Below are 15,741 nucleotides of genomic sequence, written 5' to 3' on the forward strand. Positions count from 1 at the left end.
GGTCCGGGCGGCCACCCGGACCTTGGCTCAATCGCTCTAATCCCACGAAATCTCTCTCGTGTAGATACAAGGTGGCGCTGCGAAGCAGCGACGGAGTGGGGGTCGATCTTTCATCGTGGGGCGAGGAACCCAGGTCCTGCTACTTCCAGTTCTTCCGCCGCTCGAGCTCGGCGTCCGACGGCTCTCCCGTGACAAACGACCCGACCTTGACCTCGCCCGCGCGTTCGTAGGTCGCCATGATGACGCCGGTGCCGGTTGCGTGCGACTTAATGAGCTTGAAGGCGGCCGGGATCGCGCTGTCGCCGAACAGCCGCTTGCCCTTGCCCAGCAACAGCGGGAAGAACATCAGCCGGATCTCGTCGATCAGCCCGTTGGCGAGCAGCGTTTGGATCAGGTTGCCCGATCCCTGGATGAGCAGGTCGGGTCCATCCTCCTGCTTGAGGCGGCGCAACGCCGCAACGATATCAGGCCCGAGCGATTGCGTGTTCTGCCAGGTGAGGGTGTCGGGCCGATGCGTCGCGACATATTTGGTCGCGGGGTTGAAGGCATCCGCGATCGGATCTTTCTGATACGGCCAGTAGGCGGCGAAGATATCGTAGGTCCTGCGGCCGAGCAGCAGGGCGAAAGGCTTGGAGAACAGTTCATCCATCGCCGCGCCCCCCGCCTCGTCGAAGTAATGGAAGGTCCAGCCGCCGAACTTAAAGCCGCCGACCGGATCCTCTTGCGGGCCGCCGGGCGCCTGCATGACGCCGTCGAGGCTGATGAATGTCGCAGAGATAATCTTTCTCATTCCAATGCTCCCGTTCTTCGGTCCACGCCGTCGTGGCGGACTTCAGCCCAAGGACGGGCGACGAGCCACCGGTCCGACAGGACAGGACGAAATTTTGGAAAATCACCGTCATTTGCGAGGTCCGGCTTAGAGAGTTTCCGACGAGAACCAGACATCGCCCGATATGGCGGTGGCGGTGGCGTCCGGCGCCCTGTCCTGGACCAGCCAGATCGAGCGGCTGCGCGCGGCCTGCTCGCCGGTGGGGATCATCGCCGCGGGGTCCGCGACCGAGGCGCCGACACAGGGAATGAACCACGACCGCATGAACGGATCGCAGGCGAAGCCTTTTTGCGTGCGTGTCACCATCACCGCCAGCGGGACGCGCTCGGCCGGCCGCCAGGGAAAGATCATGCGGCCGCCTGGCCGCAGCGCCTTCAGCCATCCGGCCGGGGGCGCTGCGACCCCGGCATTGACATAGATGATGTCGGATGGCGGCAGGGGCGTCGTCACGGCATCGCCATGGACCACCGTCGCATTGCCATAGGCTTCGAGATTTTGCCGCGCCAGATCGGCCAGCTTCTCGTCGAGTTCGAAAGCGGTGACGATGCCGCCTGGCGAAACCAGCCGGGCCAGCACGGCGGTGTAGTAGCCGGTGCCGGCGCCGATATGGCAAACCGCCTCACCGGGTTTCGGTTCAAGCTTTCCAATCCACATGGCGTGCAGGAATGGCTCGCCATTGTTGATGCCCTTGTCGTCGTCGAGCGCCACCAGCACGTTCTGATAGATATGAGCCGGATCGGCGCTCGGTGTTCTGACCTTGCCGTTGCCGGCGACGACCGTCCACGGTCCGGGACCGAGAAACGCTTCGCGCGGCACGTCGGCGAAAGCCGCTTCCAGACGTGGGTCGGGCGAGCCGGCATTGGCGGCCAGCAGCCGCGCGTAGAATTTCCTGATGTCTTCGATCCGGGTCATGATGCCGGAAAACATAGCGCGGATTGCCGATTTGTCGCGAGGCTGCCCCCTGCGCAGAGGGCAGCCGGTTTCCAGGCGAAGCGGAACTCAGCCGACCCCGAACATGGTGTCGTAGAGCAGCTTGAAGTTGAGCACCAGGATGATCGCGGCGACCACCCAGGCAAGGGCTGCGACGCCGCGCGGAATGGCGAGATTGCCCATCTTCTTCTTGTCGGAGACGAACTGCACCAGCGGGACGACCGCGAAGGGCAGTTGCATCGACAGGATGACCTGGCTGAACACCAGCAACTGGCCGGTGCCCTTTTCGCCATAGAGCGCGGTGACGACCACCACCGGGATAATGGCGAGGCCGCGCGTCAGCAGCCGGCGTGCCCAGTTGGGGATGCGCAGGCGCAGGAAGCCTTCCATAACAATCTGGCCGGCGAGCGTGGCCGTCACCGTCGAGTTCAGGCCGGAAGCCAGCAGCGCCACCGCGAACAGGATCGAGGCGATGCCGAGGCCGAGCAGCGGCGACAGCAGCTCGAAGGCCTGGCCGATCTCTGCGACGTCCTGGTGGCCGGTGTTGTGAAAGGCGACCGCGGACACGATCAGGATCGAGGCGTTGACGAATAAGGCCAGCATCAGGGCGATGGTCGAGTCCGTCGTCGCCCATTTGATGGCGTCGCGCTTGCCCTTGTCGGTGCGTTCATAGGCGCGGGTCTGCACGATCGAGGAGTGCAGATAGAGATTATGCGGCATGACGGTGGCGCCGATGATGCCGATGGCGATGTAGAGCATCGCCGGATTGGTGACGATTTCCGACGACGGCACGAACATGGCATGCAGGATCGAACCGGCCGGCGGGGCGGCGACGAAGATCTGGATGGCGAAGCAGCTGAAGATGATGATCAAAAGCGCGATGACGAAGGCTTCGAGATAGCGAAACCCCTTGTTCATCAGGAGCAGCACGAGGAAGGCGTCGAGCGCCGTCAGCATGGCGCCGCCGATCAGCGGAATGCCGAACAGAAGCTGCAATGCGATCGCGGTGCCGATGACTTCGGCCAGGTCGCAGGCGATGATGGCCAGCTCGCAGGCGATCCACAGCACGAAGTTCACCGGCCGGGGATAATAGGCCCGGCAGGCTTGGGCGAGGTCGCGGCCGGTGGCGATGCCGAGCCGTGCCGCCAGCGCCTGCAAAAGGATCGCCATCAGGTTGGACAGCATGATGATGAACAGCAGCGTGTAACCGAACTGGGCGCCGCCGGCGAGGTCGGTCGCCCAGTTGCCGGGGTCCATATAGCCGACCGAGACCATGTAGCCGGGACCCATGAAGGCGAACAGGCGACGGAACCAGACGCCCGAGTTCGGCACGGCGATAGAGGAATTGACTTCGCGCAGGCTGGGCTGCTCGTCCTCGTCGGGCCTGGCGAACCGCCATGAGGAACGGGAGGCTGTGGCTTCGGCTTCGGACATGAAGGATGGCTTTCCGCGAGACTGGACGATGTTGCCTTAAGTTATGCCATGGCTCAATATTATGCAATATGCTATATTTCATTGTCGTTGCTTTTTATCCGGCTGGCGGTCATCGGGTGAAACGGCAATCGGAAGCCCCGGTTGCACCTGTTGCGGAATGCAAATAAACGGCCTGAAGAATCAGAGCCCGTGCTATGAAAGCATGGATGGCAAATAGTCCTGGGAGGAGCGCGTATTGGTGCTGAAGAACAGACCAGTTCCGCGCGAGCCGCTGCTCGACGCCGAAATTCATTCGGAGGGCTTCCGGCAGCAGCGCGAAGCGCGCCGTAGTGCGTTGGTCGAGGATTATGTCGAACTGATCGCCGACCTGATCGAAGACGGCAACGAGGCGCGTCAGGTCGACATCGCCGCACGGCTCGGTGTCGCGCAGCCGACAGTGGCCAAGATGCTGACCAGGCTGTGCGCCGACGGTCTGGTGTCGAGAAAACCCTATCGTGGCGTGTTCCTGACCGAAGCCGGCCGCAAAGTCGCGGAGGAAAGCCGCATCCGCCACCAGACGGTGGAAGCTTTCTTGCGCTCGCTCGGTGTCAGTGCGGAGACAGCGCGCATCGATGCCGAGGGCATCGAGCACCATGTCAGCGCCGAGACGCTGGAAGCCTTCCGCAAGGCGATGACGGCGCGCTGAGCGCCAGAGTTCCCGCGTCGCCGGAACCGTCGCACGCCAGACACGTTTGCACCAGATCCGTGCGATTGGCGCGCGAAAGGGAGGAAACGATGGGCATCGAACAAACGCCGGCGGCAAAGGGCAAGCAGGCAGCCGAGGGACTGAAACAGGCGGCGGCCAGGGATGAGCGCAAGACCGAAGCCGAAACCGGCCATCCGCTGAAAAAGGGCGCGGCGCGTTTCGAGGAGCGTTCGAAGAGCTCCGACGGCAAGAGCGCCGGCGCCAAGCAGGAAGATTAGCTCTCTGTCGGGCTTACGTGATCGGCGTAGGCCACGGGGACGATTGCAACGCCGAGCCGCTCGCCACAACGAACTTGGCCGCAAGGCAACGCGTGTGGCCAAAAAGGCCATCGAAAAATGCTGTGACTTGGCGCAACCGTTGGGATAATTGTTTGTCGCCCCGGAGCAACGGGGAGGTTTGCTGCACGAGGAGTTGCCATGCTCTGGAAGGGCCGTCGTCAGAGTGACAATATCGAGGACGACCGCAGCGACAGCGACAGCGGCGGCGGCGGACTCGGCGGCGGCGGTGGCCAGTTCCGCATTCCGATCGGCGGCCGCACCGGTGGCGGGGGCAGCATCTTCCTCGTCATCCTGGTGGTGCTGGCCGGATGGTATTTCGGCTTCGATCCTTCGACGATCCTGGGTGGCGGCGACGGCGGCCTGCTGCCGGGCGGCGGCGGCCAGATCACCGACAACAGCGGCCAGGACAGCGGCACCGCCCCCGCCAATGACGAGATGAAGCAGTTCGTGGCGACCGTGCTGGCCGAGACCGAGGACACCTGGACCGGCATCTTCAAGTCGCAGGGATTGACCTACGAGGATCCCAAGCTGGTGCTGTTTTCCGGCCAGGTCCGTTCGGCCTGCGGCTTTGCCTCCGCGGCGGCCGGACCGTTCTATTGTCCCGGCGACCACAAGGTCTATCTGGACATGACCTTCTTCCAGCAACTCGACCAGCAGTTCGGCGCTTCGGGCGAATTTGCCCGCGCCTATGTGATCGCGCATGAAATCGGCCATCATGTGCAGAACCTGACCGGCATCATGTCCAAGTTCAACCAGATGCGGCAGAGCATGGGCGAGGTCGAGGCCAACCAGATGTCGGTGCGAATCGAGCTTCAGGCCGACTGCTTTGCCGGTGTGTGGGCCCACTACACCGGACAGAAAGGCATATTGGAGCAGGGCGACATCGAAAGCGCGCTGAACGCCGCCAAGCAGATCGGCGACGACACGCTGCAGAAGAAGATGCAGGGCTATGTCGTGCCGGAAAGCTTCAACCACGGCACCTCGCAGCAGCGGCAGACCTGGCTGGCGCGTGGTTACAAGAGCGGCAAGCTGTCGGATTGCAACACGCTGAGTGGGCCGATCTGACCAGACCGTTGTCGAGCTTCACCTGCCGGCGATGCTGCCGTCAGGTGGTGTCAGGATGAATAGATTCGGCCTGTTCCTGCATTGTTCCTTTCCGCGAGCTCGCCTACAAGGTGCGTCCGCCTGCGCCTGAGGGCGAGCAGAGGAGCTTGATCCTGCATGATCGACCCCAAAACCGCCAGACGGGGCCTTGCGCTCGTCTTCACCACGCTGCTGCTCGACATTATCGGCTTCGGCATGATCATGCCGGTGCTGCCGGCCTATCTCCGGGAATTGACCGGGGTCAGCATCAGCGGCGCGGCGATCGAAGGCGGCTGGCTGTTCTTCGTCTATGCGGCGATGCAGTTCTTCTTCGCGCCGATCATGGGCGGCTTGAGCGACCGGTTCGGGCGGCGGCCGATCCTGCTCGCATCGGTGCTGACCTTCTCCATCGACAATCTGATCTGCGCCGTCGCCTGGTCCTACCCGATGCTGTTCATCGGGCGCGTGCTGGCCGGCATTTCGGGCGCCAGCTATTCGACGACATCGGCCTTCATCGCCGACATCTCGAACGATGACAATCGGGCTAAGAATTTCGGCCTGCTCGGCATCGCATTTGGCGTCGGCTTCGTCATCGGGCCGGTTCTGGGCGGGCTGCTCGGCACGTTCGGGCCGCGCGTGCCGTTCTATTTCGCCGCCGGGCTCGCCTTCGTTAATTTCCTCATCGCTTTGTTTTTCCTGCCGGAAACGCTCGATGACAAGCACCGCCGCCGCTTCGAGTGGAAACGCGCCAACCCTGTCGGCACGCTTCTGCAGATGCGCCAATACCAAGGCATCGGCTGGATCGGGCTTGTCTTCTTCCTGATGACGCTCGGGCATATGATGTATCCGGCGGTCTGGTCGTTCGTCTCCAGCTACCGCTATGGCTGGAGCGAGCAGCAGATCGGCTTCTCGCTCGGCGCCTTCGGCCTGTGCGGCGCGATCGTCATGGCGACGGTGCTGCCGCGCGTCATCCCGAGGCTTGGCGAGTGGAAGACGGCGGTCATCGGCCTGACATTCACGGCAGCCAGCGCCTTCGGCTACGCCTTCGCGTCGCAAGGCTGGATGATCTATGCGGTGATCGTCGTCGGCTGCCTGGAAGCGCTGGCCGACCCGCCGCTGCGGAGCCTCGCCGCCGCCAAGGTGCCGCCTTCGGCGCAAGGCGAACTGCAGGGCGCGATGACCTCGATCTTCTCGATCACCTCGATCATCACGCCGCTGCTCTACACGGCGATCTTTTCCTGGTTCACCGGGCCAAGCGCGCCGGTGACCTTCGGCGGCGCGCCCTATCTGCTGGGAGCGTGCTTCCTGACGCTGGCGGTCATCGTCTTTGTGACGAAAGTTGCGAGACCGGCAGCGCGCACGAATGTCGCCACCGGTGTCGCTGAGGATGGAGCACAGGTGTGAGTCACAACCGCATTGCGCTCACCAGGGAGCGCCATCCCGGCAGGGCAATGAGGGGCGGCGCTACCGGATCGCGCTAAGCCCGTTCGGCCAGCAATTCCTCACCGCGCTTTTCGCGGATCAAATTGACGAAGCGGCGGAACAGGTAGTGTGAATCCTGCGGGCCGGGCGAAGCCTCGGGGTGATGCTGGACCGAGAACACCGGCCGGCCGGTCAGCGTGATGCCGCAATTCGAACCGTCGAACAGCGAGACGTGGGTTTCCTCGACGCCCGATGGCAGCGAGTCGGCATCCACGGCAAAGCCGTGGTTCATCGAGACGATCTCGACCTTGCCGGTGGTGTGGTCCTTGACCGGATGGTTGGCGCCGTGATGGCCCTGGTGCATCTTGGCGGTCTTGCCGCCCAGCGCCAGCGCCAGCATCTGGTGGCCAAGGCAGATGCCGAACACCGGGATGTCGGTCTTCAGCAGATCCCGGATGACCGGAACGGCATAGTCGCCGGTGGCTTCCGGGTCGCCGGGGCCGTTGGAGAGAAAAATGCCGTCCGGCTGCATGGCGAGGATTTCCTCGGCGCCGGACTTGGCCGGCACCACGGTGACCTTGGCGCCGAGGCCGGCGAGCAGGCGCAAGATGTTGCGTTTGACGCCGTAGTCGATGGCGACGACGTGCATTGTCGGTTCGATCTGTTCGCCAAAGCCTTCGTTCCACACCCAGGGCGTCTCGCGCCAGACCGAGGACTGGCCCGAGGTGACCTCCTTGGCGAGATCGAGCCCGATCAGGCCCGACCATGCGGCGGCGCGGCGCTTGAGATCGTCGATGTCGAACACGCCATCGGGCGCATGCGCGATGACGGCGTTGGGCATGCCCTTTTCACGGATCAGCGCGGTGAGCGCACGGGTGTCGATGCCCGACAAAGCGACGATGCCGCGCTTCTTCAGCCACTGGTCGAGACCAGTGCCGGCGCGGTAGTTGGACGGGTTGGTGACATCGGCCTTGAACACGGCGCCGACGGCGCCGGCGCGAGCGACCGGATTGAGATCCTCGATGTCCTCGTCATTGGTGCCGATGTTGCCGATATGCGGGAAGGTGAAGGTGACGATCTGGCCGGCATAGGACGGATCGGTGAGGATTTCCTGATAGCCGGTCAGCGCCGTGTTGAAGCAGACTTCGGCGACAGCGGAGCCGGTGGCGCCGAGACCGCGACCTTCGATGACGGTGCCGTCGGCCAGCACCAGAAGGGCGGTCGGCTTTTCCGTGGCCCAAGCGGGGGTCAAGGCGGGCGTCATCTCGGCCATGCGGCACTCCTGTCAGGCCGCGCGCTGCAACCGGCCCGGCGGGCCATCTGCGCGGCAAACGGCGCGAAGCGGCGATTTCGCGGCTTCCACGCAGTCAAATTTCCGTTCATGCAAGGCCCAGTACATAGGGGAAGGGGGCAGGGCGGTCAATGATCATGCGAAATGCCGCCATATTTTATTTCGCCTAGCAAAATCAGTGGCTTGCCTCGGCACATCAGAGTTTGCCTTGGCTCGCCCGCGGCGCTATTGTCCGCGCCGATCGAAGGAGAATGCACCATGCGCGGCAAAATCGCCGAATCCCTGAAGAGCGCGATGAAGGCGCAGGATAAGCACCGGCTGCCGACATTGCGGCTGATCCAGGCCGCCATTCACGACCGCGACATTGCCAATCGCGGGTCAGGCAAGGAGCCGGCCAGCGACGAGGAGATCCTGCAGATCCTGGCCAAGATGGTGAAGCAGCGCGAGGAATCGGCCAAAGCCTTCGATGACGGCAAGCGGCCGGAACTGGCCGCGCAGGAGCGCGGCGAGATGGAGATCATCCGCACCTTCCTGCCGACGCAACTGGACGATGCGGCGGTAACCGCGGCGGCGCGCGAGGCGATCGCCGCGACCGGTGCGGCCAGCCAGAAGGACATGGGCAAGGTGATTGCCGCGCTGAAACAGAAATATGCCGGCCAGATGGATTTCGGCAAGGCGAGCGGCATCGTCAAGGGTCTGCTGCAGTAGGGTGCTGCTCATCTCGTCGCTTGGGTGGCCGACCGGGCGGAATCCAGATCCGTCCGGAATCCAAGTCCAGGAATTGGAACCCGGATAGCGCCGAGATGTTTATCCGTCATGCAACTGGAGAGATGCCATGACTGAGAACGAAACCCGCTATGAAACCGGTGCGACGAAATATCCGGCAAAGACCGGTGCCGACGCTTCCGATGAATTCTCCCAGGATGCGGCCGCCAACGAGAAGCCTGCCGGCGGAATAGGGCTCACCCGCCGGATGGGCGAAGTGGAAGACCGCACCCGCCAGTCGGAGGGACAAAACCCGCCAAGACAAGTCACGCCGAGCGCCGCAACCGAAAAGACGTCCGGGGCCGGCCCCGCTATCGCGGAGCGTTCAAAGGACGCCAAGGCTCCGAAGAGCAGCCAACGAAGCGAAGGCCGGGAGCACTCCTGCGGCGCTTTGGAGATCGGCGGACAAGTGGTTCGCGTAGTTAGCGTTTGCCGATCCCTTCAACGACGATGCGGATGAGGTGCCTGATCTCGTCCTCGCTGAATGACCCGGCCGAAAGCGCCGAAAGCATCGCCTGGCCGTATATTCCAAGCAGGACCAGCGCCATGAAATTGGCATCGTCATCCCTGCGAATGACACCTTGCCGTTGGCCGAGCACCAGAAGGTCCCGGACCAGGCGCTGGAATGAGGGCCGGTCGGGCGGCGGCTGCAGGGACGGACGCTCGGCGGGGGCAAGAGCCAGCCTGGCAAGCGAGGGATTGGCCAGGCACCAGCCGGCGCTGTCGAGAAAGACTGTCTCGAGCATGACGAATACATCTTCGTTCGCCGCCATGCGGGCGCGGTAGGCGGCATCGCCCGCCTCCACGCGGGCGATGAGCCGCAACGCGATTTCTTCTTTCGAACTGAACAGATTGTAGACCGTTTTGCGGGTCAAGCCGGCGCGCGTCGCGATCTCCTCGACCGAGGTGTTGGCAAACCCCATCTCCCGAAACGCCAGGTCGGCGGCATAGAGGATGAGGCTTCGCGACCGTTCGGTCCGCTTTGGGGTTGTCATTTTTATACCCTAGTGTAAATTTACACATATGTAAACTTTTGCTGCGTGACCGCCGCATTGCGGCAGCCGCCAATCCCGCGAAGGGTCGACCGTGGCGCATCGGAATTCAAGCGGCTCTATGGGAAGCAATGTGCAAATGGCTGGTAGTCTCAAGGAATTCGGCCTTGGGATCTGGATTGCGGATGGTCCGATCGTCACGGCGGCCGCCGGCTTTCACTATCCCACGCGTATGGCCGTTATCGGATTGTCCGGGGGCGGTTTGTTCATCTGGTCACCGGTAGAGCTCACGAACGAGCTGCGCGCCGATGTGGACGCTCTGGGCGTGGTGCGCTTCCTGATCCCGCCCAATTCGCTTCACCACGTGTTTCTCGCTGACTGGCAACGCGGCTATCCCGATGCCAAGGTCTATGCGCCACCCGGCCTGCGGGAAAAGCGCCGAGATATCCTCTTCTGCGGCGAGCTCGGCGATACGCCTGCCGCCGACTGGGCGGACGATCTCGACCAGGTCGTCGTGCGCGGCAACAGGATCACCACCGAGATTGTCTTCTTCCACCGCGCAAGCAGGACAGTGTTGTTCACCGATCTGATCCAGCATTTCCACGCCGGATGGTTCAAGGGCTGGCGGGCGCTCGTAGCCCGGCTGGATCTGATGGTGGCCGCAGAGCCCTCAGTGCCGCGAAAATTCCGCGCCGGCTTTACCGACCGGCGCGCCGCGCGTGCCGCTCTTCAACGCATACTGGCATGGCCGGCCGAAAGAGTGCTGATGGCGCACGGCGAACCAGTGACGGAGGACGCTCAAACGTTCATCCGTCGCGCTTTTCGCTGGCTGGTTGGCCGCTGACTTCCTCGGCGGATTTCGGCGCTTCGAGCACACGGCGCAATGCCGGCGCTTCCTGCTGGATATGATCCCACAGCCGGTTCGCGATCGGCCCATGCGGCCGGTCGCGGCGGCGCGCCACCACCAGTTCGTCGGTGCGGCCCGGCAGATGACGGCCGGCAATGGAGTGCAGGCGTCCGTCCTGCAGTTCTTCCTCGATCAGGAAGCGGGGCAGGTGGCCCCAGCCAAGGCCCTGCAGGATGATCTCCTTCTTCATGCCCTGGTCGGCGACGAGGCATTGCGGCGCGCCTTCGATCAGCGAATAGTTTTGTTGTGGCGAATGGCGGGCGCTGTCGCGCATGACGCATTGGGTGAGTGCCTGCATCTGGTCCGGGGTGATCGGCTGCTCGATACGCTGAGGCAGAAAGCCCGGCGCCACCACGGGAATGAAGGACACCTTGCACAAATCGACCCATTCCACCCGCGCATCGCCCTTGTCGACCCAGTGCAGGATCAGGTCGGCTTCGTCGTCGAAGAGACGCTCCCATGGGCCGCCCACCGCTTCGAAATGCAGATGCAGGCGCGTGCCGGGCAACTGTGCGAAGAATCGCCCGAGCATGCCGAGCACCTGCGGGCGCGGGCATAGGTCGCCGATCACCACATGGATCTCGCTTTCCTCACCCATCGCCAACTGGGCGGCATGGACGCGCAAACCGTCCATCTCGCGCAGCAGCGATAGCGCTCGGCGGTGGAACGACAGCCCGGCCTCGGTCGGACGCACGCGATAGCCGCTGCGATCCAAAAGGACGAGGCCGAGCTGTCGCTCCAGCTTGGCGACGGCGGCGAACACCGCGGGGTGCGAGCGATACAGCATGGCCGCCGCAGGCTGAAAACCGCCGGTGCGGACCACCGCATCGAAGCATTGCAGATCGTGCAGGGTGAATTCGGCCATGTCAGTTTTTGTTACAGAGATTGTCTTATCTTTGTAATATCAACAAAATCGCTCCACAGCTAGGCTCTGTCTCGTTCAACGTTCCAGAAGGAATCTTCATCATGAATGAGCTGAATTTCGTCACAACGGGCGACGGCACGCGCATCGCCTACCGCTTCGACGGCGAGGCAAGCAAGCCGGTGCTGGTGCTGTCGAATTCCATCGGCACCACGCTGCACATGTGGGATGGGCAGGTCGGCGAATTGTCGAAGCATTTTCGTGTCCTGCGCTACGATTTTCGCGGCCATGGCGGATCGAGCGTTCCGGTCGGCGCCTATTCGCTGGACCGGCTTGGCCGCGACGTCATCGAGTTGCTCGATGCGCTCGACCTGCAACGCGTACATTTCCTTGGCCTGTCGCTCGGCGGGTTCGTCGCGCAGTGGCTCGGCATCCACGCGCCCGAGCGGATCGACCGGCTGATCCTGAGCAACACCTCGTCGCATCTGGCGCCGGCAAGCTATTTCGACGAGCGGATCGCTGCGGTGCGCCAGGCGCCGGACATGTCGGAAACCGCCGAGACGTTCCTGAGCAACTGGTTCCCCGCGTCGCTGGTTGCCGCCAACGAGCCTGTGGTCGAAGACTTTCGCGCCATGCTGCTGGCTATCGACCGGCAGGGCCTGGCGGGTCTGTTCGCGGCGGTTCGCGACGCGGACCTTCGCCGCACCGTGGCACTGATACCCCGGCCGACGCTGGTGATCGCCGGTCGGCACGACACGGTGACGGCAGCCAGCCACAGCGAGCTGATCGCCGCGACGGTGCCCGGCGCGAAGCTGGTTGTGCTGCCTGCGGTCCATCTGTCGAACATCGAATATCCGGCAGAGTTCATCCAGGCTGTCATCGATTTCTGCGCGGAGCCGAGTGCCGCGACGGCAAAGGCATCCGGCACCAGCCCGGCGGTTGCCGAGCGTTCAAAGGACGCTGCGGTTCACAAGGGCGGGCGCCAGCCGGAGCCTGCGTCAATGTGAGCGCCGGGCCGAGCCGAGCCATCTGGCGAGAAGCTTTTCAACGCCTTTCGGAACGATCCCGTCACCTTGTCATTATCAGCACGAAGGCAGGCTCGGCCAGGCAAACGCCGTAACCGACCTTAGAGACGGCCGGCGACGCCACTTTCGGGCGCCGACACGAACACGCCGGAGGAAAGCGATGACTGGACGCAAAACCCACGATCAACAAATTCGCATCATTGAAGAGCGGGAAAACACAAAGAACGCCGGCAAGGATTTTGATGCCGAGGCGGATCTGAAACGATCAGCGGCGGAACGCGAAGCACTGCGCAAGGGAGCGGACATGAGGACCGATACACCGGACCTCGTCGATCCAGACGACCGCAACATGCTTCGCGGCAAGAATCAGGAAAGCGCCCATCACAAGAACCGTGCCGACGACTAAAGCGCGTCACGGACCAGCAACGCTCCTGGAACATTCGTCATAGATTGGAGGCAGCCCATGGCACGCGGCAGCAAGAAGCACATCGGAGCAGGTTCACAGGGAAAGGGTTCCGGCACAGGCGCCATGACCGTGACGCCAAAAGACAAGCTCGAAGAAAACAAGGTTCTGTCCAATCGCGACAAGGCACAGCATTCCAAAGAACGCGGTTTGGACTCCAGGCAGGTCGCGACCGAGCAGCATCAGGATCATGCCGCCAACCGTTTGCGGGACTGACGCCCGACAGGGGCGCCAGCCTCGGCCTGGCTGTCCGGGGAGCCGTCAGATTCGTGCCATCTCTATTTGACACCGAGGCTTTCGGGCCAGAGCGCCTGAATTTCCTTCGGCAGCGCATCGCGCACCTTAGCCGATTGGCCAAGATCAATATGCCGTGCAAGAACTCGGAATACCGAGCGTGCTGCATCCTCGGGATCGACGGGGCGGATCGATTTCAATTCCTCGCCGATGTGCTGCGAGAAGTTTTCCAGGGAGCGCGTTTTGTCCGGCTCGGCTGCGGGCCGGTAGTGGTCGTAATAGGCGCCGCGCACCAGGAGCGGCAGTTCCGCCCCAAGTTTGGCCGCAAGCCCGATCTGCAGCCTGTCCCTTACGGTCCGCAGGACCGCGCCCAATATGTGCCATGCAATTCGCCGATCCGGACCATGATCGTCCATGATCTCGTCGAGCCAGATGTTGGTTGTCTGCAGCGTCCTGTCAAAGACATCCAAACCGGTAGCGCTCATCATCGCCTCCTCATCAAATTCATGTCTGGTTTCGAAACGATGCTCAGGGACAGTCGTTTCGCTATCTGTCGACAAAATTGGCTCGGCCTGTGATCCGGCTCTGCCCCGGGATCCACGGTAGCGGTCTTGGTTGCGCCGGAACCCCTTCCGAAGCAGTTCGTTCCTGGGTGGGCGGCTTTGAGGAGCTGGTTGGGGGGAGCGCGTCCTGCAACGGGTTTTTTGCGATGCCTGCAAGGAAGACAAAAACCACTGAAGGCGAGAACCGACAGCAACTCCTGCAGATGATGACGACGGAGCATTTGGTGCTGGGGACCGCCAGGGCGGCGACTATTCAGGAGGCAAATCAGCGCGCAAATTTGTTCCTGACTTCGGTATCCAGCGCCACGATCGCCCTTGCTTTCGTGGCCCAGGTGACGAGGATGGGGCTTCCTTTCATGCTGTTCAGCCTGATCCTGTTGCCGTGCCTCTACTTCATTGGGCTGGTGACATTCGTCAGGGCTGTGCAGGTGGCCATCGAAGACATGGTCCACGCCCGCGGCAGGCACGCATCAGGCACTGCTACACCGAGCTCACCCCTTCGATGGCGCGCTATCTGGTTCACTCCACCCATGACAACCAAACGGCTCTGCTGGCCGATGTCGGCCTCAAGCCAAGGCCCTGGCAAGCGTTCGCCGGAACCGCAGGGATGGTGAATGTCGTCAACGGTGCCATCGCCGGTGTCTTTGCCGGCGTGATGCTCAAGGTTGTCGTTGGCTCGACGGCCAGTCTCGCCGTGACCGTCGGCATTCTAGCTTTTGCGGTGAGCAACTGGTGCCTGTGGCAACATCACAGGTGCAGTTGGGCAAGCGCGGAACACAAGCTGAAGGTGCTGTTTCCAAACGTGCCGGACAGCGACGGCAAGGCGCGGATCGGATAACCCGTTCGAGAGGGCAGGAGCATCAACTCGCGCTAGGCGGAAACCTCAAGCACGATCTTGCCACGCACATGCTCATTTTCCAGCCGTTCTTCCGCTTTGGCGACCTCTCCAAGAGGGTAGGTGGCTTGCACGAAGGGGGTGACCTTGCCGGCCTCGATGAGGCGGCCGATCTCGGCAAGATGCGCCGCATTCGGCTCGGCCAGGTAGGAGACGCCACGCGCCCGACGCAAGTTTGCCTTTTCCTGCGACCGTTGGGAAAGCGTGGAAACGAGCGTCCCGCCAGGCTTGAGCACCTCCCAGGAGCGCTCCTGCGTGTCGCCCGCGACAAGATCGAACACCAGGTCGACCGCATCGACGACCTCTTCGAAACGCTGATTCTTGTAGTCGACCGTCTGATCGGCGCCAAGCTCACGGACGAAAACGACGTCCTCGGCGGAAACGGTTGTCGCGACGAACGCGCCCGCGGCCTTGGCCAGCTGGATCGCCAGATGACCGACGCCGCCGGCGCCGCCATGGATGAGAACCCGTTGTCCGGATTTGAGGCCGCCATGATCGAAAAGGCCTTGCCATGCGGTGACGCCGGCAAGCGGCACCGCCGCGGCTTCGACATGGCTTAGACGATCCGGTTTGGCAGCCGCCTCCGTCGCCTTGACCACGACATATTCGGCATTGCCGCCCCGGTCATGACCAAGCATCGCAAACAACGGGTCGCCCTTCTTCAACGTATGCGCTCGCGTACCGCATATTTCCACCGTGCCGGATACGTCGCGCCCGAGCGTGACCGGCAGGGTCTCGCTCACCGACCCTTCGCGGGTCTTGTAGTCGATCGGATTGACGCTTGCGGCGCGGACCCTGAGCACAACCTCGTCGTCAAGGGGCTGAGGCGAGGGGACCTGATCGATCGAAAGGACCTCAGGTCCGCCAAAAGCGTGGATGCGGATTGCTTTCATGTCGGCATACCTCCTGTTGTCTGGCTTTCGGCGACGCTGTCTGCAGGGCTGTCGTCAGCGGCTGTGCAGCCGAGGTTGCGGCGGCAGGCACGCTGGCCTCCCAGGGGGCCACCGTCAGATGATTTTCCAC

At 63.0% G+C, this 15,741-nt stretch carries 18 protein-coding genes; 10 read left to right on the forward strand and 8 right to left on the reverse strand.

What is annotated here, in order from left to right:
- Positions 1 to 139: 139 nt before the first annotated feature.
- The 3 genes from LB559_RS21350 to LB559_RS21360 all read right to left on the reverse strand — a co-directional run bounded on the left by LB559_RS21350 (position 140) and on the right by LB559_RS21360 (position 3,193).
- Positions 140 to 790, reverse strand: coding sequence for a dihydrofolate reductase family protein (locus LB559_RS21350; RefSeq protein WP_224674917.1), 651 nt, complete (start codon positions 788 to 790; stop codon positions 140 to 142).
- Positions 791 to 916: 126 nt separating this feature from the next.
- Positions 917 to 1,741: a protein-L-isoaspartate O-methyltransferase family protein gene (locus LB559_RS21355; RefSeq protein WP_224674918.1), complete on the reverse strand. Its 825-nt coding sequence runs from the start codon at positions 1,739 to 1,741 to the stop codon at positions 917 to 919.
- An 87-nt stretch (positions 1,742 to 1,828) separates the two neighbouring features.
- Positions 1,829 to 3,193 (reverse strand): Nramp family divalent metal transporter, encoded by a 1,365-nt coding sequence (locus LB559_RS21360; protein ID WP_013530120.1) that lies wholly within the window; start codon positions 3,191 to 3,193, stop codon positions 1,829 to 1,831.
- Positions 3,194 to 3,428: 235 nt separating this feature from the next.
- Here LB559_RS21360 and mntR point away from each other — a divergent pair, with 235 nt between their 5' ends.
- The 4 genes from mntR to LB559_RS21380 all read left to right on the forward strand — a co-directional run bounded on the left by mntR (position 3,429) and on the right by LB559_RS21380 (position 6,703).
- Entirely contained in the window at positions 3,429 to 3,878 is a 450-nt protein-coding gene (mntR, locus tag LB559_RS21365) for a manganese-binding transcriptional regulator MntR (protein ID WP_024504117.1), read from the forward strand.
- 89 nt (positions 3,879 to 3,967) lie between these two features.
- Complete coding sequence (locus LB559_RS21370; protein WP_013530122.1) at positions 3,968 to 4,156, forward strand: hypothetical protein; 189 nt, start codon at positions 3,968 to 3,970, stop codon at positions 4,154 to 4,156.
- A gap of 198 nt (positions 4,157 to 4,354) precedes the next feature.
- A complete protein-coding gene (locus LB559_RS21375) occupies positions 4,355 to 5,281 on the forward strand; it encodes a neutral zinc metallopeptidase (protein WP_224674919.1) in 927 nt (308 codons plus the stop codon).
- Positions 5,282 to 5,437: 156 nt separating this feature from the next.
- Positions 5,438 to 6,703, forward strand: a complete 1,266-nt coding sequence (locus tag LB559_RS21380) for a TCR/Tet family MFS transporter (protein WP_063168787.1) — start codon at positions 5,438 to 5,440, stop codon at positions 6,701 to 6,703.
- A gap of 73 nt (positions 6,704 to 6,776) precedes the next feature.
- On the opposite strand, the gene carA is transcribed toward LB559_RS21380, so the two are convergent.
- Positions 6,777 to 7,994: a glutamine-hydrolyzing carbamoyl-phosphate synthase small subunit gene (gene carA / locus LB559_RS21385; protein WP_013530125.1), complete on the reverse strand. Its 1,218-nt coding sequence runs from the start codon at positions 7,992 to 7,994 to the stop codon at positions 6,777 to 6,779.
- A 276-nt stretch (positions 7,995 to 8,270) separates the two neighbouring features.
- Between carA and LB559_RS21390 the strand changes: the two genes are divergently transcribed.
- A complete protein-coding gene (locus LB559_RS21390) occupies positions 8,271 to 8,720 on the forward strand; it encodes a GatB/YqeY domain-containing protein (RefSeq protein WP_013530126.1) in 450 nt (149 codons plus the stop codon).
- 479 nt (positions 8,721 to 9,199) lie between these two features.
- Here the strand turns inward: LB559_RS21390 and LB559_RS21395 are convergent, their stop codons facing one another.
- Positions 9,200 to 9,772 (reverse strand): TetR/AcrR family transcriptional regulator, encoded by a 573-nt coding sequence (locus tag LB559_RS21395; RefSeq protein WP_224674920.1) that lies wholly within the window; start codon positions 9,770 to 9,772, stop codon positions 9,200 to 9,202.
- A 136-nt stretch (positions 9,773 to 9,908) separates the two neighbouring features.
- Here LB559_RS21395 and LB559_RS21400 point away from each other — a divergent pair, with 136 nt between their 5' ends.
- Entirely contained in the window at positions 9,909 to 10,613 is a 705-nt protein-coding gene (locus LB559_RS21400; RefSeq protein WP_024504113.1) for a DUF4336 domain-containing protein, read from the forward strand.
- On the opposite strand, the gene LB559_RS21405 is transcribed toward LB559_RS21400, so the two are convergent.
- Positions 10,576 to 11,541: a LysR family transcriptional regulator gene (locus tag LB559_RS21405; RefSeq protein ID WP_013530130.1), complete on the reverse strand. Its 966-nt coding sequence runs from the start codon at positions 11,539 to 11,541 to the stop codon at positions 10,576 to 10,578. The genes LB559_RS21400 and LB559_RS21405 overlap by 38 nt on opposite strands.
- A gap of 101 nt (positions 11,542 to 11,642) precedes the next feature.
- On the opposite strand from LB559_RS21405, the gene LB559_RS21410 reads away from it, so the two are divergent.
- From LB559_RS21410 to LB559_RS21420, 3 genes are all read left to right on the forward strand, one after another.
- On the forward strand, positions 11,643 to 12,545 hold the full coding sequence (locus LB559_RS21410) for an alpha/beta fold hydrolase (RefSeq protein ID WP_064994553.1): 903 nt from the start codon (positions 11,643 to 11,645) through the stop codon (positions 12,543 to 12,545).
- A gap of 178 nt (positions 12,546 to 12,723) precedes the next feature.
- Entirely contained in the window at positions 12,724 to 12,969 is a 246-nt protein-coding gene (locus LB559_RS21415; protein ID WP_013530132.1) for a hypothetical protein, read from the forward strand.
- 57 nt (positions 12,970 to 13,026) lie between these two features.
- A complete protein-coding gene (locus tag LB559_RS21420) occupies positions 13,027 to 13,242 on the forward strand; it encodes a hypothetical protein (protein WP_013530133.1) in 216 nt (71 codons plus the stop codon).
- Positions 13,243 to 13,304: 62 nt separating this feature from the next.
- Here the strand turns inward: LB559_RS21420 and LB559_RS21425 are convergent, their stop codons facing one another.
- Positions 13,305 to 13,745 carry a DUF2267 domain-containing protein gene (locus LB559_RS21425; RefSeq protein WP_013530134.1) on the reverse strand — a complete coding sequence of 147 codons (441 nt, stop codon included), beginning with the start codon at positions 13,743 to 13,745 and terminating at the stop codon, positions 13,305 to 13,307.
- A gap of 580 nt (positions 13,746 to 14,325) precedes the next feature.
- On the opposite strand from LB559_RS21425, the gene LB559_RS21430 reads away from it, so the two are divergent.
- Entirely contained in the window at positions 14,326 to 14,661 is a 336-nt protein-coding gene (locus LB559_RS21430) for a hypothetical protein (RefSeq protein ID WP_224674921.1), read from the forward strand.
- Between the two features lie 32 nt (positions 14,662 to 14,693).
- Here the strand turns inward: LB559_RS21430 and LB559_RS21435 are convergent, their stop codons facing one another.
- Entirely contained in the window at positions 14,694 to 15,611 is a 918-nt protein-coding gene (locus LB559_RS21435) for an NADP-dependent oxidoreductase (protein WP_224674922.1), read from the reverse strand.
- Between the last annotated feature and the right edge of the window lie 130 nt (positions 15,612 to 15,741).

Origin of the sequence: Mesorhizobium sp. BR1-1-3, assembly GCF_020165455.1 — a bacterium.
Taxonomy (GTDB): domain Bacteria; phylum Pseudomonadota; class Alphaproteobacteria; order Rhizobiales; family Rhizobiaceae; genus Mesorhizobium; species Mesorhizobium ciceri.